Here is a 19,354-nt window from a genome sequence, read left to right as displayed (position 1 = left end):
TTTAGCTCTTCACCAGCACCGGACCCGAACCGGCCGGGCGCTCGTTCTCCATCAGAATGCCCAGGCGCTTCGCCACTTCGGTATAGGCCTCAAGCAGGCCTCCGAGGTCGCGGCGGAAACGGTCCTTGTCGAGCTTCTCGTTCGACTTGATATCCCACAGCCGACATGAGTCGGGCGAGATTTCGTCGGCGACGATGATCCGCATCATCTCGTTCTCGAACAGGCGGCCGCATTCCATCTTGAAATCGACCAGACGGATGCCGATGCCGAGGAAGAGGCCAGTGAGGAAGTCGTTGACGCGGATGGCGAGCGCCATGATGTCGTCGATTTCCTGCGGCGTCGCCCAGCCGAAGGCTGTGATGTGCTCTTCCGACACCATGGGGTCGTTGAGCTGGTCGTTCTTGTAATAGAACTCGATGATCGAGCGCGGGAGCTGCGTGCCCTCCTCGATGCCGAGGCGCTGCGACAGCGAGCCGGCCGCGACGTTCCGTACCACCACCTCCAGCGGCACGATCTCGACCTCGCGAATCAGCTGCTCGCGCATGTTGAGGCGGCGGATGAAATGGGTCGGCACCCCGATATCGTTGAGGTGCTGAAACAGGTACTCCGAAATCCGGTTGTTGAGGACGCCCTTGCCCTCGATCACCTGGTGTTTCTTGGCATTGAACGCGGTCGCATCGTCCTTGAAGTGCTGAATCAGGGTTCCCGGCTCCGGGCCTTCATACAGGACCTTGGCCTTGCCCTCATAGATACGGCGTCGACGGCTCATTGGGATGTACCGTGTTTTGTTGAAATCCATGAATTTGGTGTGCTCCGGATGACAAGGGTTTGTGACCACGACGGAGCTGCCGTGAAGGCAAGATCCCGAACTGAAGCGACCGGAAACAGAACGAGAACCTCGCCTGACGGCAACCTATCCGATTGGCCCATCCAGCACAATCGACCCGGCCCGATTGAGGCCAACTTATCCCGGTTGCCTGCGGCCTAACGGCCCGTTGTTTTACCGATTCGCCCCCTCTATCTAGGTAGTCGATCGGGCCGCGACAACGCGGCCCCGTTTACCTTTTGGCCGGGATTGGAACCGAAGAAATGACCACTTTCGACAAGCGCGAGGAAGGTTTTGAGAAGAAATTCGCCCTCGACTCGGAACAGAAGTTCAAGGCTGAGGCACGCCGCAACAAGCTGCTCGGTCTTTGGGCAGCGGAGAAGCTCGGACTGACCGGCGACGCCGCCACCGACTATTCCAAGGAAGTGGTTGCCGCCGATTTCGAGGAAGCTGGCGACACCGACGTCCAGAACAAGGTCGCGAAGGATTTTGCCGCCAAGGGCGTCGCCATTTCCGCCGCCGAGGTCCGCGTCAAGATGGATGAGCTGATGGCGGCCGCGGTCGCCCAGGTGAAGGCGGGGACGTAACCCTCCAGCGTCATTCCGGACGACGCGAAGCGGCGATCCGGAATCTCAAGATTCCCCGGGGTGCAATTGCACCCCTGAGGTCTGGTCCTTCGGACCATCCCGGAATGACGTTGAGATGACCTAGCGATATTCCTTCCGAACAATCTCCAGCAACCGCCGCGCCGCCGCGCTCAAGAAACCGCCGCGGCGCGTTACTGCCACCACATCGTAGCTCGCCTTGAGATCGCCGACGCCGATGGTCGAGATCGTCTTGTGTCGCAACTCTTCGGCGGCATTGCTCTCCGACAGCAGCGCAATGCCAAGTCCCGCTTCGACCAGCCGCTTCTGCGCGGTCAGGCTGTCGACCGGCGTCCACTCGATTTCGCCCAGGCCATGGATCTGAAACAGCGCAAAGACATGCGCGGCCGTGATCTCGCGCCTGCCCGGCACGATCGGAAATGCGATCCAGCGCTCGCCGCGGAGATCGGCTAGCTTTGCGATCCGATGGCCGGCGCGCGGATGATCCAGCGCGCACACCACCTGCAGCGGTTCGGAGAACAGCAATTCGCAATCGAGATCGCGCGAGCGGTCGCGGTCATAGCGCAGGCCGATGGTCGCCTCACCGCGGCGGATCAGGTCGCTGACTTCGGCGCTGGTTGCCGTGCGCAGGCTCAATTCCACGTCGGGATGCTCGGCGGCGAAGCGTTTTAGGATTGCCGACAGCCGGCCACCGGCGAGCGTGCCGACCACGGCGAGCGCGACCGGTCCTGAATTCGGCTGCGCCAGCGCGCGAACGGCATTCTCGGCATCCTGGGCCGCGGCGACGGCGCGCTCGGCATAGGGCACCAGCACCCTCCCCGCATCGCTCAACATGGTGCGGCCCGCGATCCGCTCGAACAGCGGCACACCGAGTTCCTGCTCCAACAGCGCAATGCGCCGGGAGATCGCCGGCTGCGAACGGTGAAGCGCCTTGGCCGCACTCGAAATGCCGCCGCGGCGATGAATGGTCAGGAAGGTGAGAAGCGCATCGCTGTCCATGTCAGACTCATGCAAAAAGCTGATTATACCAAGAGAAATAACAAATTTGGCTGATGGGCGACAGCCCGCTAGTTTTGGCTCCGACCGAACCGACAAACCAAGCGGAGCTAACGATGCGAACTCAGACGGAAAAAGCCGAAGCGTTTCGCGCGCTGCATGCGCGGCCCGGCGCGTTCATCATTCCCAATCCCTGGGATGCCGGCACAGCAAAACTGCTTGCCGCGATGGGTTTTGAGGCGCTGGCGACCACGAGCCTCGGCCTCGCCAACACGCTCGGCAGCACGACCGTCAGCCTGGACGCCATCATCGAGAATTGCCGGGCGATTGCTGATGCCACCGACCTGCCCGTCAACGCCGACCTGGAAAATTGCGGCGCCGACGATCCGAACACGGCGGCAAAGGCGATCGCGCGCGCAACCGAAGCAGGCGTGGTCGGCGGCTCGATCGAGGATTCGACCGGCGATCCGCGCAAACCGATCTACGATTTTGCGCTTGCGGTCGAGCGCGTGCAGGCATCCGTCGAGGCGGCGCGCAAGCTGCCCTTTCCGTTCACGCTGACCGCGCGCGCCGAAAATTTCCTGCACGGCCGCAAGGATATCGACGACACCATCAAGCGGCTGCAGGCGTTCGAGGCTGCAGGCGCGGATGTCCTGTACTCGCCCGGCCTCTACGACCTCGAGACGATCCGCACCGTGGTGTCGTCGGTCGGCAAGCCGTTCAACCTGGTGATGGGCTTTGCCGATCCGACGCTGACCGTCGATCAGCTCTCGAAAGCCGGCGTCAAGCGCATCAGCGTCGGCGGCGCCATGGAGCGTTACGCGCTTGCGGCGTTCCTAAAGAGTGCCCGCGAGATGAAGGATCACGGCGCGTTCACCTTTGTGCGCGAGATGGCGCCGATCGGGGAAGTGCGGGCGGCGTTCGGGTGACGGTCTCTCCTGCCGTCATTGCGAGGAGCGCAAGCGACGAAGCAATCCATCTATCCGTTATGCCGTGAGATGGATTGCTTCGCTTTGCTCGCAATGACGGTGGAGAGTGCGTCACTCTTCCTTAAATCCATACTCCGGCACGTTCCCGCTGGCACCGTAATATTTGTATGGCAGGAATTTGCCGGACATCGTGATCTTGACCCGGTCGCCCTTTGGATTGGCGACGCGGTCGATCGCCATGTCGAAATCGATCGCCGACATGATGCCGTCGCCGAATTCCTCCTCGATCAGCGCCTTCCAGGCCGGGCCGTTGACCATCACCATCTCATAGAAACGGTAAATCAGCGGATCGGTCGGCGGCATCGGCGTGCCGGTGCCGCGCATCGGCACCTCGTTGAGCATCGCGACTTCCGATTTGGACAGCCCGAACAGCTCGCCCGCATTGGCAGCCTGCGGCTTCGTCAGCTTCATCTGGCCCATGATGGCGCCGACGATCAGCACTTCCGAATAGCCGCCGATCTTTTCGCAGATGTGTTTCCAGCTCCAGCCCTTCTCGCGCTTGATGTCGAGCAGCTTTTCGGTGAGGTCTTCGCGCTTCATGCTCCGTCTCCTTCTAACTCTCGTCATGCCCGGCCTTGTGCCGGGCATCCACGTCTTGCTGGCGATCTAGGAAGACGTGGATGGCCGGGACACGCCCGGCCATGACGCCTGTGTTGAATGCTCGGACTCCGCGGCGACCACCAGTTCCGGCTTCCCGATCCGCACCACGGGCACGTTGCGCGGATCGTGGTCGGTCACGGTTGTCGCAAACGTCTTGCTGCGGCTGACAAGGAAATCGACGATGTGATTGCGCAGCGCGTAGTACAGCGGATGACGGTGCAGATCGATGCGACCGCGATCCTTCGGCAGCGGATTTTCCACGATCTCGGCGAGTACTGCGCCCGGACCGTTGGTCATCAGAAATATCTTGTCGGCGAGATAGATCGCCTCGTCCACGTCATGGGTGATCATGAACGCGGTCTGTCCGGTCTCCAGGCAAATGCGCCGGACCTCGTCCTGCAACGTGCCGCGCGTCAGCGCGTCGAGCGCCGAGAACGGCTCGTCCATCAGCATGATCTTTGGCGTGATCGAGAGCGCGCGCGCAATCCCGACGCGCTGCTTCATGCCGCCGGACAATTCCGACGGGCGCTTGTGCTCGGAGCCGGTCAGGCCCACGAGATCGATGAACTTCTGCGCATGCGCTTTGACCTTGGCGCGGTCCCAGTTGCGCCATTTCGAGGTCACGGCATAGGCGACGTTGCCGAGCACCGTGCGCCACGGCAGCAGCGCATGGCTCTGGAAGATCACGGCACGGTCGAGGCTCGTCCCCTCGATCGCCTGCCCGTCGACGATGACAGCGCCCTCGCTCGGCTGATCGAGCCCAGCCAGGATGTTCAGCACCGTGGTCTTGCCGCAGCCGGAATGGCCGATCACGCAGCCGAATTCGCCGCGGCTCATTGACAGCCAAAGATCTTCGAAGATCGTGGTCTGGTCGCCCCCTGCCTCCGGGTAACGCCGCGCGATGCCTTCGATGGAAATGAACTTGTCGGTCATCACAGCTATTCCGGAAAGGTGACCATGCGCGTGAACCGCGCGAGGATCTGGTCGAGCAGCATGCCGACGATGCCGATCATGAGGATGGCGATGATGACGTTGGTGATCGAGAGGTTGTTCCACTCGTTCCAGACGAAGTAGCCGATGCCGGTGCCGCCGACGAGCATCTCGGCGGCGACGATCACCAGCCAGGCGATGCCGATCGAGATCCGCATGCCCGTGAGGATCGTCGGCGCCGCCGCCGGCAGGATCACGGTGAAGGCGCGCCTGACCGTGCCGACCTCCAGCGTGCGCGCGACATTGATCCATTCCTTTCGCACGGAAGCGACCCCGAACGCGGTGTTGAGCAGCATCGGCCACACCGAACAGATGAAAATGACGAAGATCGCCGAAATCGAGGAGTCCTTGATGGTGTAGAGCGCGAGCGGCATCCAGGCGAGCGGCGAGATCGGCTTCAGCACCTGGATGAAGGGATCGAGCGCCTTGCTGATCAAAGGCGACATGCCGATCAGAAAGCCGAGCGGGATCGCGACCATCACCGCGAGAAAATAACCAAGGCCGACGCGCGCGATGGAATAGCCGAGCTGGATGCCGAGCCCCTTGTCGTTCGGACCGTTGTCGTAGAACGGCTGCCTGAGGTGCTCCCACAATTTGGCACCGACATCGAGCGGGCCCGGCATCGCCGATTTGCCTTGCGTTGCCGTCAGCCCCATCAGCTTGGCGTATTCCGGCGACATGTTGGTGGCGGCCGCCGTCGGCCGCGTGGCGAGATGCCAGATGCCGAGGAACGCGGCCAACAGCACGATCGAGACCACGGCCGCGCGGAAGCGAAGGGATGAGGTCATCTCCTTCTCCCCGCTTGCGGGGAGGAGGAAAAGGCGAAGCTCGTCATCACGACGCCTTCCTGATCTTGAAGCTGGCGAGATAATCCTCGGGCTTGGCGGGATCGAAAGCCTTGCCCATCACCGAGAAACTCTTGGTCGTCGCCGTGGGCGGCGTTAGCCCCGCTTCCTTCATCAGCCTTGTGGCATCAGTTGCGAGATAGACCTGCGCGGCGATGCCCGCATAGTCGATGTCGCCCTTGATCTGACCCCAGCGCTTCATCTGGGTCATGATCCAGACCGCAAACGACTGCCAAGGGAACGGATCGAAATCGACGCGGTTCGGCTGCGTGACGATGTTGCCGAGGCCGTCGGCGAAGGTGCCGGTCAGGATCTGCTCCAGCACGATCGGCGGCTGGTTCAGATAGTTGGCCGGCGCGATCGCGTTCGCGATCTCCTTGCGGTTCTCCGCCTTGTGCGCATACGCGGTCGCCTGGATGATCGACTTGAGCAAGGCGCCATAGGTATTCGGCATCGTCGTGACGAATTCCTTCGACGCGGCGAAGGCGCAGCACGGATGCCCTTCCCAGATATCCTTGGTGAGGATGTGGATGAAGCCTGCGCCGTCGAACACCGCGCGCTGGTTCATCGGATCGGGGCCAAGAAAGCCGTCGATATTGTCGGCGCGCAGATTGGCGACCATCTCCGGCGGCGGCACCGCGCGGATCTGCACGTCGGTATCGGGATCGAGGCCGTGCTCGGCGAGATAATAGCGCAAGAGATAATTGTGCATCGAATAGTCGAAGGGCACGGCGAACTTGAAACCCTTCCAGTCCTTCGGATTGCGCTTGTCCTTGTGCTTGATCGACAGCGTGATCGCCTGGCCGTTGATGTTCTCGACCGCCGGCATGGTGTAGGGAATCGGATTGGAGCCGGCACCCATGGTGATGGCGAGTGGCATCGGCGACAGCATGTGCGCCGCGTCGTATTCCTTGTTGATGGTCTTGTCGCGAATGACGGCCCAGCCGGCGGTCTTGATCACTTCGACGTTGAGGCCGTTCTTGGCATAGAATCCCATCGGCGCCGCCATGATGATCGGCGTGGCGCAAGTGATCGGGATGAAGCCTACCTTGAGGTCCTTCTTTTCCAATGGCCCGCCCTGCGCGAACGCTTCGGTCGCGGTCTTGAGCGGGAAGAATTGCGACAGCGCGGCGGCGGCGGTTGCAGCCCCCACCGATTTCAGGAATGCGCGCCGCGCGACATCCTGCGGAAACATCGCCCGCATCACGGCCGAGGCGACGACGCCCTCGTAGCGCTTCTCGCTCTCGATGGCGGACTGGGCCTGCAGTTGCGCGGCCTGATGCTCGGCTTCGCTGACATGCCGGCCGCATGAGCAGCCACCGGCGTGGAGACGGCGGTTCGGATCGAATGGGTTGTCGAAGGTAGACATCAGCCCTCCTGCGCGACGTTGCCCCCTAATTAAGCAAGGCATATGCCAGCCTCGTTTTTCGGCGATGGCGCTGACATCACAGCGATTCCGCTGAGATTGGCGATTACGAAAATTCGTGTTAAACGAAATATCGTAGTCAGATTACGAATTTTCGGAGTTACGACCGGATGGATCTCGCCCTTGGTTCAACCGCCCCGCCGCAGGATGTCGAATGGCGCACAGCCGCGTTCGAGTTCGCGATCGAGCCGACGCTGCTGCTCGATCCCCACGCCGACCAGATCCTCGACGCCAATCCGGCCGCCTGCACCCTGCTCGGCTACGATCGTGCCCTGCTGCGGCAGACCAAGGTGAGCAAGCTGCACACAGGACAATTGCCCGCGCTGATCGTTTTCACCCAGGCCGTGCTCGACAAGGGCGCGTACTGGACCAATGCGCTCACGCCGCGTCATGCGACGGGGCAAAGCCTGCGCCTGGAATATGCCGGCTCGCTGGTGCCGGGCGACGAGCGCGCGCTGGTGCTGCTCACGATGAGCGATCTCGATGCGCGCCGCCGCCGCTATGTGGATGCCGCGGCCGAAGACCACATGCGCGGTGGGATCGCGACCTGGCAGCGGGTTGAGCGGGTGTTCAGGGATATCGAACGCGAAAACCAGCTGATCCTGCGCGCCGCCGGCGAAGGCATTTACGGCGTCAACGCCGAGGGCAAGACCACCTTCGTCAATCCGGCCGCCGAACGGATGCTGGGCTGGGGCGCGGAAGAGCTGGTCGGCAAGGAAATCCACCCGATCGTCCATCACACCCACCATGACGGGCGGCACTATCCCGATCATGACTGCCCGATCTATGCGGCGTTTCGCGACGGCGCCGTGCATCAGGTCGAGGGCGAGGTGTTCTGGCGCAAGGACGGCACGCCGGTCTGGGTCGAATACACCTCGACGCCGATCCGCGACCGCGGCGTGGTGGTCGGCGCCGTCATCGTGTTCCGCGATGTCAGCCAGCGGCGCGAGGCCGACGAGAAGCTGCACGCCGCGCTTGCCGAAGTCGACCGCCTGCGCGAGCGGCTGGAACTGGAAAACGCTTACTTGCAGGAAGAAATCCGCATCGAGACCAATCCGCGCGGCATCATCGGCCAGAGCGAAGCGATCCAGAAGACGCTGCGCCAGGTCAAGCTGGTGGCGCCGACCTCGGCCGCCGTGATGATCACGGGTGAATCCGGCACCGGCAAGGAATTGATCGCGCGCGCGATCCACGAGGCGAGCAGCCGCCGCGACCGGCCGCTGATCCGGGTCAATTGCGCGGCGATCCCGCGCGAACTCTTTGAAAGCGAGTTCTTCGGCCATATCAGAGGCGCCTTCACCGGCGCGATGCGCGACCGCATCGGACGCTTCGAACTCGCCGACGGCGGCACGCTGTTCCTCGACGAGATCGGCGAGATCCCGCTGGAGCTGCAGGGCAAGCTGTTGCGCGTGCTGCAGGAGGGCAATTTCGAACGCGTCGGCGAGGAGCGTACTCGCGCCGTCGACGTGCGCCTGATCGCCGCCACCAACCGCGATCTCAAGCAGGAAGTGCAGCGCGGCCGGTTTCGCGAGGATCTCTACTTCCGCCTCAACGTCTTCCCGGTGGAATCAGTGCCGCTGCGCGAGCGGCGCGAGGACATTCCGCTGCTGGCGCAGCATTTTCTGACGCGCGAGAGCAAGGCGCTGAAATCCGACCTGCGTCTGTCAGAAGGCGATGCACGCAGGCTTTCGCGCTACGACTGGCCGGGCAATGTCCGCGAACTGCAAAACGTGATCGAGCGCGCAGCTATTCTCGCTCAGAACGGCCGCCTGCGCATCGATCTACCCGACGTATCAGGCGTTCAGCCCTCCCCCACCGCGGCGCGCGTGAAAGCAGATAGCCGTCCCGCCGTCATGACATCAGCGGAAATGCGCGCGCACGAACGCGCCAACATTCTCGCCGCGCTCCAGGCCTGCTCCGGCAAGGTGTTCGGCCCCGGCGGCGCCGCCGAGATGCTCGACATCAAGCCGACAACGCTGGCCTCACGCATCAAGGCGTTGGGGATCGCGAACGTGCGTGGGATTGGTGACTTGTGATCCACGGCGGAAATTCAGGTTCCAACCTGTTTCATAACTGCCGCACTGCAGACCTATCGCTCGAACGCGGCCAACCTGCCGTACTGTAGACGCATTCGGATATTCATGTCCCGGCGCGGCTGAGGAAAGCGCGGCTGACCGCCTTGCTTCTCCAACATAGAGGACACAGTACTGTGAAGAAGATTGTGATTATCGCGGGTGCGACGCTTGCACTGGTGACTGCCGCCAGCGCTGCCGATATCCCGCGCGCACAGCCCGTCTATCAGACCGCCCAGGTCGGCAAGATGCCGATTGGCAAGACCCCAATCGGGAAGACTCCGGTCGGCAAGACGCCCGTCGCGCCGCGGCCCTATACGCGGTACTGAGTCGGATCTCGTCGATTCTGACCTTCGACAGCTGAAGGGCGAACTGTGGCAAGTGGGCCGAAGAGATTAGCACTGTGTTTGCTCGCGGGATTCACTCTCGCTGTCCCGCTGGCGTGCGAAATCCATCCAGCTTCCGCACGCGAGATTGACACTCGGGGCGATCTGGAGCGTTTCATTTCCCACATACAGGAAGGTTACAAGCGCGTCGCCAACGCGAACGCGCTTGTTTCCAGTGATGAATCGAAATCGGCGTCACAGTCGACCCGGAAGCCGGGATCGGCAAAGGGCCCGTACTACGTAGATTTCAGAGCCAGAACGGCGGCGAGCTGGGGACACGCTTTCGTCTGGTTCGGGAAGACAAGCGAGCGAGCCGTTGAAGTCGCGGGTCTTACCCCTGCGGGAGACAACGTCCCTTATGTACTTGGTCATCTGATGTGGGTGCCGTCCGAGACCGGGGCGAGTTATGGCGATCTTGATCCGCAGTACTTGACCGCCAGTTACCGCGTTTACCTGAATGAGCCGGACGCAAAGAGGGTTTTCGCCTACATCAAGAAATTGCAGGCGAGTTCACCGGTCTGGAATGCCGAGACCACCAATTGCACTGCGTTTATCGGCAGCATCGCGGAATTCATGGGATTGAAGGTTCCTCACCGCTGGCAGCGTCCTGAGAACTACGTCAACAGTCTGAAGGCGATGAATGACGGGCGCCAGATGATCCGCCTGTCATCGGAGCAATAGCTCGCGCTCGTCACTGTCCCCTCAAGTGTAAGCTTCGCGGCACCATCGATTCTGCCTGGCTTACTGTCGCGCGATGCTCTCACCGCGTAACTTCGCTCGCTTTCTCCACACCTGCAGGTCAGTCATGACCTTTATGGCCGCCGCGAGGACCAGCGCGCAAAGCACAGCCTTCGATATCGTCTCCATCGTGCCCTCGATCAGGAGGCCATGGACCACACTGCCTACGACGATGACGATCGCGAGCAGTGTATGGGCGATGCGCCACGTTCGCGGCCGTATTCCCAATCGCCGGCGGAGGGCAGCAAAAATCGCGACGGCGAAGATTGCCCACATCGCGACCACACCCCAGGGTGAGAACGGCGTCGGCGATGCGAACACAAGGGCGTCAATCATGTCGGGCGGACTGGTGATCCAGAGGCCGCCGACGTGGATCACCACCGCCACGACGAGCGCACCTCCGATCCAGAGATGTGTACGCCGGCCACGATGAGCCGACAGTCCCGGCAAGTATCCAGCAATCAGCAGAGGCTGAACGAGCATGAGCCCCAGCGCGACAATCCCGGCGAAGCAGGCCAGGATGTAGACCGGATCGCGCCATGCGAGCAGCGGGCTCACCGCTGCAGCGGCAATCGGCACGCAAATTGCGGCTGCAAGGGCGACCCAGACCAGGGCCACCCGGGCTAATGTCCATCCCTTCGTTGGCAACTCGGTTAGACCGGCTGAAGAACGAAGTGCGCCTCCAGGCTGGTATCCTTTGCGCTCCGCATCACCGGACGTAGAAAGACGGTTTTGAATTCGCCGCTGTCATAGGCGAGGTGACCATGCGGCTGGCCGAAGATGGGAACGATCTGCGGCATCTCGAGACGAAACGCCCCGTCCTTGTCGGTGAGCGTGGCGCCATGACTCTGCGGCTCGTGCTCCCGCCCTTCAGTGGTGTGCGCCCAGATCTGGATGCGCTGCCCGGCAAGCGGAGCGCCGTCGCCTGCGCGGCGCACGGTGCCACTCATCCAGAAGCCGCCCTTGCCGATCCGATCCACTGTCGGCGCGCCCGCGCGGTAGTTGTTAGCCCCGCCCGACATCGAAGGGGTCGGTGCGAGACCTTGCGCGCGCACGGGCATCAGGAGCCCGGAAACCCCGGTTGCGAGGATGGAGCCGCCAACAGCGAGGAGGTTGCGGCGGTTGAGTACGACAATAGTCATGTAACTCCTCCTGGCGACCGTGCAGGTGCTCCGGTGAGGATACAACAACAAGCCCGACACGCCCAGTTGAGGGAGCGACGGGCGCGACAGGTCGCAATAACAGTGTTGTGAACGGGCGCAGCGGCCTCTCAACCAGCCTCGTTCACAAGGCATACTCGGGAGCGTCCGCACGGCGTTGATCACACGGAGTGACAAAATGATACTCAATCCGGATCATGTTACGATCGCAGTCGCCGACGCCGGCCCGGCGATCGGGTTCTTCGCGCTCCTTGGTTTCAGAAAGGATCACGTCGCAACGATCGACGGTGGCGTTCCCGCCCGGTACATGGGCATGCCGAGCATGAAAGCGCAGCACATCACCCTCGCACTCGAAGGAGCCTATCATTTCGAGATCCAGCTGCTTGAGTTCGACCCGCCGCCTGGGACCGATCCGGGTGCGCACCCGACGAACCTGCGAAAACGGGGCTTCAATCACCTCGCGTTCCGCGTCGACGACATTGAGGCTGCTACTGCGCACCTCGTGGCCAACGGCGTAACTGTGCTGAGCGACGAGATGGACTACATCGGCCGAAAGCTGCGGCTCTTCGAGGGGCCCGAGGGCATCACCGTCGAGTTGGTACAGCGGGACGACTGAGACTCAAGCGTGATGACTTTTCTTCGAATCGTCATCCCGCTTCATCTTTTTGTTTGAGCATGATCTCCGCGCAAACGCGGTCGCGTTTGTCGCGAGGGAAAACCGCTACACACTTTTCCGGATCTGCTCTAGTAGCGGCGGTTACCGACGGAGAAAGACGAAGCGCCGGGCAGCGAATTGATCTCGCTGTCGAGCCGTCCCGTCTGCTGGACGACGCCGACCCCGAGCGACAGACTGAGATTCGACGTCGGCTGGAATTCGACACCGGCATAGGCGCTTGAAACGGGCAGCGTGCCCGACTTGGAATCGAATGGTGCGAACGCGCTGCTGCCGATGCCACTGTTGTATTTCAGCGTATCGACGCCGGCAAAGAACGTGATCGGCGGCCCGCCGGCGTTCTTCAGGCTGTAGCCGAACTGCGTGCCTTCGCTGTAGATCGATCCGAAGCCGCCGAACGCGCTCTGGCTGAGGCCGGCAAACCCCATGGTGTTGCGCTGGCTGCCGACGAAGAAGCCGTTGGAGAAATTATAGCGCGCGACGGCGGAGCCGTTGCCGAGGTCGCGGAAGTCAAAGCTCGGAAAATTGCCGTAGGCGTTCACGCCCTCGCCCGCATCACCGCTGAACCCCATCGGCCAGCCGGGAGTCCAGTAGCTGATCGGCGAAGCCTGCGCATGCGCCGCCGGCGCGCCCAGGCACAGCAACGCTGCGACTGTTGCAAGACCAAATCTGCCTGAGAATATCGACATCCGCGCGACCACCCGACTGCATCATGATTATACGCAGTCGAGGCCGGGAACGCCAGAGCGGCGCGATGGCGCGGTTCCATCGTTGGCAATGAGCTGCTCGAGCCCGCCTTTGTCGATCGGCGCTAGGCAGCCGGTGAGCACTGTTTTCTGGGCGACCGCGGTCATCGTTTTCTCTCCCTGGTAGGATACCGAACGTTCTGTTTCCTGCATTAAGCGTGCCAGAACCGGTCGAAATCAAAAGCCGAACGTCTCTCGTCGCTTAGGAGCGCCTGCCCGGAAATTGATCAGAGCGATGCTGCTCACGCGCGATGCAGTTGCCGCCTGCTGGCGATTATTTTCGACGCAAAGATGCGGCTTGATGATTGCGCTGCGGTTCGATTAACTGCCGCGCATGGCCAAATCGGTTTCGAAGAAGAAGCACCTCCCCGCGGGCGACGAGGAATCCGCGCGCGACCGCCTGCTCAACGCGGCGACGCATCTGTTCTGCAAGAACGGCATCAACGCCACCGGCATCGACGCGATCATCGACGAGGCCGGCACCGCCAAGACCACGCTCTACAAACTGTTCGGATCGAAGACCAACCTCGTCAATGCCGTGCTGGAAAGCGAAGGCAAGGCGTGGCGCGAATGGTTCATCGGCGCCATGGAAGATGGCGGCGGCGACGCGCAGGCGAAGCTGAAGCGGATTTTTCCGGCGCTGAAGCGCTGGTTCGCCGAGGAACGCTTCTACGGCTGCCCGTTCATCAACGCTGTCGCCGAGCACGACAAACACCAAAAACAGTTCCGCAACATCGCGCTGCGCCACAAGAAGGTGGTGCTGGCGCATATCGAAAAACTCGCCGGTGAGATGGGCGCCGCCGAGCCGCAGGTGCTCGCGCATCAACTCGCGCTGTTGATCGACGGCGCCATCGTCGCCGCCATGGTCTCGCGCGATCCCTCCGTCGCCGATACTGCAGGTCTCGCCGCAGGCAATCTGTTCGGGCCTTCCAGGGTGAAGAAGCCTAAGCGAACCGGCAATCCCGCCGAGCTGGTCGCCGTCTGACGGCCGCTAGAGAGAAGCGAAAGCCGTAGCACCGAAAGCCAGAAGAAGGACACCGGCTGCAATCAGAGCGACACCAGCAGCACGGCTGAGCCATTCGCTGCGCGGCATCAGTTTCTCGATGGCGACATAGATCGCGACAGCGGCGACCCAGGCGAGGTTCATGACGCCAGCAACGAAAAGCAGCGCCATCAGAAACCAGCAGCAGCCGACGCAATAACCGCCGTGCCGAAAGCCCATGCGCAGCGCGCCCATCGCGTCCCGTTGCCAGTATCGCGCGAGGAACAGTATCGGACTCTGGCAGTAGCGCAGGCAGGCGCGCTTGATCGGCGTCAACTGATAGAGGCCGGCGGTAAGCAGGATGATCCCCGCGAGCAAATGGCTGGTGCTCGCCATCATGCCGGACAGCAACCCGGCCTGATCAAGTCCCCATTGCACGAAGACCGCGACCAGGCTGAACCCTGCCCAGATCACGAGATAGCCGGCGAGAAACAGCCAGCTTGAGATGACCGGGCTGTCCGTCGTCGCCTGCCTGCGCTTGATCGCCGTGAACAGCAGGATCGTCGGCGCGGCGCTCGGCACCATCATCGCAACCATCATCACCCACCACATCGCGAACATGAGCCCGGCCTGCGCCAGCGACCACGGCTCGGGGTCCATCGGCATATCGGCCATGCTCATGTCGATGCCGGCGCCGGCCAGCAGATAGCCCCAGGAGAACGCAACCACGGTGGCTATTCCGATGGCCACGATCAGGCGATCGTGCCGCAGGGTCTGTTCGAGCGTCCAGGTCCCCGCCATGAACCCGCTCCCTATGCTGGAACGGCAGAGTTGGATTCCAGTGCCGCGCTAGGCCGCGACGCCGTCCGGTGTCTGGACCACGTTGGCGAGCGAGCTATGCGTGCCCTTGGTGTCGAACTTGATGGCGCCGGTCGAACGGATGTTGGCCGACGCGACCTCGGCGGCGCGGTGCTCGAATCCCTCCGGCATCACGACCTGGATGCGGTGAGGCTCTCCGGTCACCGGATTCTTGATCGGCTCGACCTCGGTCTCAAGCACGCCCTTGGCCACCATACGCGCAACGCGGCCGTCCTTGTCGAATGAAAATTCGATGGGCACAAACAGCGGTTCGTGCATCTTGGTTACGATCAGGCTGAGGATCTGAAACAGCGTGCCTTCGGCGGAGTTCTTGCCCGACATGATGTTGAACAGCGCTTCGCGCTGTTCCGGTGTGGCACGCTCGTCGATGATCGGCTGCAGCTGGCCGTTGCCTTCATGCAGCGCTCCGGGAAAATGAACGGTCGCCGCGAAAACCAGGCCGTCGAGTTTGGTGTTTTCGAAATGCCCCTTGGTGATCCGCATGCCGACCGTGCCCTTGCAATAGCCCTGGGTCGGCAGCGCATTGAAATCGCACGGGCAGCCGAATGCGCACGTGCAGTTCTTGATCCATTCGCCTTCGAGACGCCAGTCGGATGTAGCCATGGCAGACCTCCGCGTTGCGTTGTCGATTGGAAAAGCGAGCTTACTCCGTTTGTGCCGGCGGCGACAGCGATCGTAGCACGTGCAAGGTGGGTAAAGCTCCAGCGTGCCCACCCTGCAGCTTCATTGCGGGGCGTCCAGCATGGCTTCGAGCCGCCCAAGTTCCGTCGCCAGATCGCGCTCGACGTCGGCGACGTGCATCTCGATCACGCGATAGTCGCGCGCCTCCAGCCAGGCATTCCGCATGGCGCGGTCGGCGACGATCGCCTCCGACTCGTTCGGATTGACCAGTTCGATCGCGAGCCGATGCACGAAGGAAACGAAATCGGGAATGTGGCGGCCGACCGGCGTCTGGCGCTTGAACTGGCCGGCGAAACGACGGTCGCGGGTCAGTGCCTGCCACAGGATTCGTTCGGCATCGGTCGGGTTCCGCCGCAGCAGCCGGGCGAGCCCGCGCACGGTCGAACTGTCGCCGGGCGCAGCCGGTCCCTGCCCGTGTTCGGCCAACAACGCCCGCAGCCGTGTCGCCTGTTCGCCGTCGAGCACGCCGCCCTTGGCCGGCCCCTTGCGCCCTTCGGCGATCGCCATCACCACGCCGTGCAGCGTGTGCATGTCCTGCTTGGTCGGGTCCATGCGCGTAAAAATGTTGCGCAGGTTCACCAGCATGGTGTCCCGCTTCTCGCGCGGGCGGAGGAATTCGACCTTGTCGAGTTCCCGGACCAGATTGTCGAAGAAGGCCTGCATCTGGTGCTGCGAGGCCGGCTCGGAACGCTCCGGCATCGCGAACGGCAGCGCACCGCCGGTCGAATGCTTGAACCACTCGTAGCCGATCAGGAGCACCGCCTGCGCCAGGTTGAGCGAGGCAAAACCCGGGTTCACCGGAAAGGTGATGATCCGGTTGGCAAGCGCCACTTCCTCGTTCTGCAGGCCATAGCGCTCTCGGCCAAACAGGATGCCGGCCCCGCCGCCGGTTCCGATATGCGCCACGATCTCGCTGGCGGCTTGCGTCGGCGCGACCACCGGCTTGGCCTGATCATGGGCGCGGGCGGTGGTGGCGAACAGCAGCGTGAGGTCGGCAACCGCCTGCTCCACCGTGTCGAACAGCTCGGCCTGTTCCAGAATCTGGTCGGCCCCGGCCGCCGCGCGCTGTGCCGCGATGTTCGGCCAGCCGTCGCGCGGATTGACAATTCTGAGCCGCGACAGCGCGAAATTGCCCATGGCCCGCGCGGCCATGCCGATATTCTCGCCGAGCTGCGGCTCGACGAGGATCACAACAGGTCCGGCTAAGTCGAAACCAGACTTGGTCTTATCGGTGCCGGACATTTTCTCGACTTCACCTTCTGATTCAATTTCCGAAGATTTTGAACCGGCTTGCGGAACACCTGATTCAAATCTCATGGCTGGCCGCTTTTGACCAAAGCGGCCAGAATTCTCAAGCAGAATAACGGGGTTAGTACCGTCGTTTGACACTCCGTCAAAGCCTCCAAATGCGGCGCTTGCGGTCAAGGGCGCTCGATTTGCCAAGTCGGCGTGCCCCTCTTAACGGTGACAGAGGCACGCCAGGGAATGTCGATGAGCTGGAATGAATCCGAGATAATGGAAGCCCGTCACGCGATCTTTGGCGCCGCGCAAGACATGCTGGCCGGAAAGCTTACCTATATCGAAGGAGCACGAAAAATTGTTGCAGCCTGGCGGGCATCAAAGCTCGATGAAAGGGACGCGGATGTGCTGCCTTTCGTCGGCATTGATTCTGAAACCGAAGCCCTACCGTTTGGCGAGATGAGAGCGCACTGGCAGCCAGCGGCGTTGGACGCCCTCCGGCCTGAGATCGATCGTATGGAAGTTTGGGCTCGACAACTCGGCGAACTCCGTTGCCGCAATCTCGTGGCGCGATTTTCCAGCGGCCAGATCAAGATCGAGAAGTTCTAATCGGCGACTTTACCCGCGGTTGCCGTCGCCACAGCTTGCTCGCATTAGACTTTCGGATAGGCTAACAATCACAAACGAAGCGAAGCTGCAAACAATCCCAAACGCCGGTTCAACGGCGAAGGGCATCAGGGAGGCGCCGATGCGCGGCAGGTGGTCGTTGGCGATTGTCGGCGTGGTCCTGATCCTGGCGGGCGGGCTGCTCGCCCACTTCACCCAGACCGCCGGCGGCATCCGGATCGAGGATGTCAGATTCAAGGGCGCCAAGGGCAACACCATGAGTGGGTTGCTCTACATCCCGCCGAACGCCACGCCGCAGATCCCTGCCCCCGGCATCCTCGCCGTCCACGGCTACATCAATTCGCGCGAGACCCAGGACGGCTTCGCCATCGAGTTCGCCCGCCGCGGCTATGTCGTGCTCGCACTCGACCAGACCGGCCACGGCTACAGCGACCCGCCCGCTTTCGCGAACGGCTTCGGCGGCCCCGATGGGCTCGCCTATCTGCGCAGCCTCGAAATCGTCGACAAGAACAATATCGGCCTCGAGGGCCACTCGATGGGCGGCTGGACCGTGCTGGCAGCTGCTACCGCCATGCCCAACGACTACAAGTCGATGGTGCTGGAGGGGTCATCGACCGGCAAGCCGTTTGCGGCCGAGGGCACGACCACCTGGCCGCGCAATGTGGCGCTGGTGTTCGCCAAGTATGAGGAATTCTCCACGCTGATGTGGGGCGTCGACCGCGCCCGCGACGTCACCCAGAGCCCGAAACTCTGGGCCCTGTTCGGCACGCAAGGCCCGGTTGAGCCGGGCAAGGTCTATGGTGACATCGCGCAAGGCACGGCGCGGGTGCTCCACACCCCCGCCATCACCCACCCGGCCGAGCACATATCGCACGAGGCGATCGGCTACAGCCTCGACTGGTTCGCCAGGACGCTAAAGGGCGGCACGCCGCGCCCGGTGGATGACCAGATCTGGTTCCGGAAGGAAATCGGCACGCTGATCGCGCTACTCGGCTTCGTGGTGCTTTTGATCGGCGCCTTCGACGCGCTGTTGGAGGCGCCGATGTATTCCCGGCTGCGGCTGCCGGAAATCGCCGATGGCACCATGCCGGAACATGTCGCAGCGAGCGGCCGGCGCTGGACCGCCGCTTTCATCCTGTCGGCCTTCATTCCGGCGCTGACCTATTACCCCGCGTTTGCGCTTGGCGGCACGTTCGTAACGCCCTCCGCCTTCCTGCCGCAGGGCATCACCAACCAGATCCTGGTCTGGGCCGTCATCAACGGCCTGATCACGCTTGCCCTGATGCGGTTCGCGCCCAAGCGCGCCAGCCGATCGGGTATCGTTTTGCAGTCGGTGGTGATTGCGATTGCGACGGTGGCGATCGGCTACGCGGCGCTGTGGCTTGCCGACCTCGCCTTCAAGATCGACTTCCGGTTCTGGACCGTCGCGGTGAAGCTGATGAACGCGAAGCAGTTTTTGATCTTCCTGATCTATCTGGTGCCCTTCACGGCGTTTTTCGTGATTGCGCTGCATGTCCTGCACCGCAATTTCTCGACCATGGCGGCGCCCCGCGGGGCGCTGTACCTGACCAATATTTTCGCCCTGACGCTGGGCTTCATCGTGCTCGTCGGCGGGCAGTACGCCATCCTCTGGCTCACTGGAAAGCTGTTCAACCCGCTGCCCGACCCCGGCTTCGTGCCGCTCTCGACCATCGTCGCCATCCAGTTCATACCCCTGCTCGCCATCTGCGCCTTGATCGCGACCTTCACTTGGCGGCGCACCGGCTCCAGCCTGCCCGGGGCCCTGATTTGCGGCCTGTTTGTGACCTGGTACGTGGTGGCGGGGACGGCGACCCAGGCGGCAATTTAAAGCGTTTTCAAGAAAGCCTGCCCTGGACCTGATCCGGGGTGGCGT

21 protein-coding genes and 1 pseudogene are annotated in these 19,354 nt (G+C 62.5%); 9 read left to right on the top strand and 13 right to left on the bottom strand.

The genetic code is table 11. The features are described 5' to 3' along the window. Position 1: 1 nt before the first annotated feature. A complete protein-coding gene (gene purC, locus CQ12_RS29830) occupies positions 2–769 on the bottom strand; it encodes a phosphoribosylaminoimidazolesuccinocarboxamide synthase (protein ID WP_008974302.1) in 768 nt (255 codons plus the stop codon). Between the two features lie 320 nt (positions 770–1,089). Between purC and CQ12_RS29825 the strand changes: the two genes are divergently transcribed. After that, positions 1,090–1,413 (top strand): DUF1476 domain-containing protein, encoded by a 324-nt coding sequence (locus tag CQ12_RS29825; protein ID WP_057838857.1) that lies wholly within the window; start codon positions 1,090–1,092, stop codon positions 1,411–1,413. Positions 1,414–1,533: 120 nt separating this feature from the next. On the opposite strand, the gene CQ12_RS29820 is transcribed toward CQ12_RS29825, so the two are convergent. Next, positions 1,534–2,430 carry a LysR family transcriptional regulator gene (locus CQ12_RS29820; RefSeq protein ID WP_057838856.1) on the bottom strand — a complete coding sequence of 299 codons (897 nt, stop codon included), beginning with the start codon at positions 2,428–2,430 and terminating at the stop codon, positions 1,534–1,536. Between the two features lie 113 nt (positions 2,431–2,543). Between CQ12_RS29820 and CQ12_RS29815 the strand changes: the two genes are divergently transcribed. Beyond that, the gene (locus tag CQ12_RS29815; RefSeq protein ID WP_057838903.1) at positions 2,544–3,356 is read left to right on the top strand and encodes an isocitrate lyase/PEP mutase family protein; all 813 of its coding nucleotides are present in this window, start codon (positions 2,544–2,546) and stop codon (positions 3,354–3,356) included. Between the two features lie 111 nt (positions 3,357–3,467). Here the strand turns inward: CQ12_RS29815 and cynS are convergent, their stop codons facing one another. The 4 genes from cynS to CQ12_RS29795 all read right to left on the bottom strand — a co-directional run bounded on the left by cynS (position 3,468) and on the right by CQ12_RS29795 (position 7,220). Further along, complete coding sequence (gene cynS, locus CQ12_RS29810) at positions 3,468–3,956, bottom strand: cyanase (RefSeq protein WP_057838855.1); 489 nt, start codon at positions 3,954–3,956, stop codon at positions 3,468–3,470. 66 nt (positions 3,957–4,022) lie between these two features. Then, the gene (locus CQ12_RS29805) at positions 4,023–4,949 is read right to left on the bottom strand and encodes an ABC transporter ATP-binding protein (RefSeq protein ID WP_057838854.1); all 927 of its coding nucleotides are present in this window, start codon (positions 4,947–4,949) and stop codon (positions 4,023–4,025) included. A 5-nt stretch (positions 4,950–4,954) separates the two neighbouring features. Continuing rightward, positions 4,955–5,794 (bottom strand): nitrate ABC transporter permease, encoded by an 840-nt coding sequence (gene ntrB, locus CQ12_RS29800; RefSeq protein ID WP_057838853.1) that lies wholly within the window; start codon positions 5,792–5,794, stop codon positions 4,955–4,957. Between the two features lie 46 nt (positions 5,795–5,840). Next, positions 5,841–7,220 (bottom strand): CmpA/NrtA family ABC transporter substrate-binding protein, encoded by a 1,380-nt coding sequence (locus CQ12_RS29795; RefSeq protein WP_057838852.1) that lies wholly within the window; start codon positions 7,218–7,220, stop codon positions 5,841–5,843. A 167-nt stretch (positions 7,221–7,387) separates the two neighbouring features. Between CQ12_RS29795 and CQ12_RS29790 the strand changes: the two genes are divergently transcribed. The 3 genes from CQ12_RS29790 (at position 7,388) to CQ12_RS29780 (ending at position 10,416) form a co-directional block, all read left to right on the top strand. Further along, positions 7,388–9,313 carry a sigma 54-interacting transcriptional regulator gene (locus CQ12_RS29790; protein WP_057838851.1) on the top strand — a complete coding sequence of 642 codons (1,926 nt, stop codon included), beginning with the start codon at positions 7,388–7,390 and terminating at the stop codon, positions 9,311–9,313. A 173-nt stretch (positions 9,314–9,486) separates the two neighbouring features. Next, positions 9,487–9,678 (top strand): hypothetical protein, encoded by a 192-nt coding sequence (locus CQ12_RS29785; protein ID WP_057838850.1) that lies wholly within the window; start codon positions 9,487–9,489, stop codon positions 9,676–9,678. Positions 9,679–9,723: 45 nt separating this feature from the next. Then, on the top strand, positions 9,724–10,416 hold the full coding sequence (locus CQ12_RS29780; RefSeq protein WP_057838849.1) for a hypothetical protein: 693 nt from the start codon (positions 9,724–9,726) through the stop codon (positions 10,414–10,416). A gap of 60 nt (positions 10,417–10,476) precedes the next feature. On the opposite strand, the gene CQ12_RS29775 is transcribed toward CQ12_RS29780, so the two are convergent. Together CQ12_RS29775 and CQ12_RS29770 are read right to left on the bottom strand one after the other, a co-directional pair. Next, positions 10,477–11,091 (bottom strand): ferric reductase-like transmembrane domain-containing protein, encoded by a 615-nt coding sequence (locus CQ12_RS29775; RefSeq protein WP_057838848.1) that lies wholly within the window; start codon positions 11,089–11,091, stop codon positions 10,477–10,479. Positions 11,092–11,126: 35 nt separating this feature from the next. Then, complete coding sequence (locus CQ12_RS29770) at positions 11,127–11,615, bottom strand: peptidase associated/transthyretin-like domain-containing protein (protein WP_057838847.1); 489 nt, start codon at positions 11,613–11,615, stop codon at positions 11,127–11,129. Between the two features lie 196 nt (positions 11,616–11,811). On the opposite strand from CQ12_RS29770, the gene CQ12_RS29765 reads away from it, so the two are divergent. Continuing rightward, positions 11,812–12,249: a VOC family protein gene (locus tag CQ12_RS29765; RefSeq protein ID WP_057838846.1), complete on the top strand. Its 438-nt coding sequence runs from the start codon at positions 11,812–11,814 to the stop codon at positions 12,247–12,249. A gap of 128 nt (positions 12,250–12,377) precedes the next feature. Here CQ12_RS29765 and CQ12_RS29760 read toward each other — a convergent pair whose 3' ends face one another. Further along, positions 12,378–12,995, bottom strand: coding sequence for a hypothetical protein (locus CQ12_RS29760; RefSeq protein WP_057838902.1), 618 nt, complete (start codon positions 12,993–12,995; stop codon positions 12,378–12,380). A 66-nt stretch (positions 12,996–13,061) separates the two neighbouring features. Further along, positions 13,062–13,160 (bottom strand): annotated as a pseudogene (locus CQ12_RS44330) (OsmC family protein); the annotation flags it as partial. 226 nt (positions 13,161–13,386) lie between these two features. Here CQ12_RS44330 and CQ12_RS29750 point away from each other — a divergent pair. Continuing rightward, positions 13,387–14,037: a TetR/AcrR family transcriptional regulator gene (locus CQ12_RS29750; RefSeq protein WP_057838844.1), complete on the top strand. Its 651-nt coding sequence runs from the start codon at positions 13,387–13,389 to the stop codon at positions 14,035–14,037. Positions 14,038–14,043: 6 nt separating this feature from the next. Here CQ12_RS29750 and CQ12_RS29745 read toward each other — a convergent pair whose 3' ends face one another. The 3 genes from CQ12_RS29745 to CQ12_RS29735 form a co-directional block, all read right to left on the bottom strand. Further along, positions 14,044–14,835 (bottom strand): DUF2182 domain-containing protein, encoded by a 792-nt coding sequence (locus CQ12_RS29745; RefSeq protein ID WP_057838843.1) that lies wholly within the window; start codon positions 14,833–14,835, stop codon positions 14,044–14,046. Positions 14,836–14,883: 48 nt separating this feature from the next. Next, positions 14,884–15,516, bottom strand: a complete 633-nt coding sequence (locus tag CQ12_RS29740) for a DUF1326 domain-containing protein (protein WP_057838842.1) — start codon at positions 15,514–15,516, stop codon at positions 14,884–14,886. 120 nt (positions 15,517–15,636) lie between these two features. After that, positions 15,637–16,836, bottom strand: coding sequence for a TrmJ/YjtD family RNA methyltransferase (locus CQ12_RS29735; protein ID WP_057838901.1), 1,200 nt, complete (start codon positions 16,834–16,836; stop codon positions 15,637–15,639). Positions 16,837–17,085: 249 nt separating this feature from the next. Between CQ12_RS29735 and CQ12_RS29730 the strand changes: the two genes are divergently transcribed. Continuing rightward, on the top strand, positions 17,086–17,442 hold the full coding sequence (locus CQ12_RS29730) for a hypothetical protein (RefSeq protein ID WP_063799839.1): 357 nt from the start codon (positions 17,086–17,088) through the stop codon (positions 17,440–17,442). Between the two features lie 139 nt (positions 17,443–17,581). After that, complete coding sequence (locus tag CQ12_RS29725) at positions 17,582–19,309, top strand: alpha/beta hydrolase family protein (protein WP_057838840.1); 1,728 nt, start codon at positions 17,582–17,584, stop codon at positions 19,307–19,309. The last annotated feature ends 45 nt before the right edge of the window (positions 19,310–19,354 follow it).

The organism is Bradyrhizobium jicamae (assembly GCF_001440395.1).
Classification (GTDB): domain Bacteria; phylum Pseudomonadota; class Alphaproteobacteria; order Rhizobiales; family Xanthobacteraceae; genus Bradyrhizobium; species Bradyrhizobium jicamae.
Note: the sequence above shows the minus strand (reverse complement) of the source record. Positions and strands in the feature narration are given on the sequence as shown.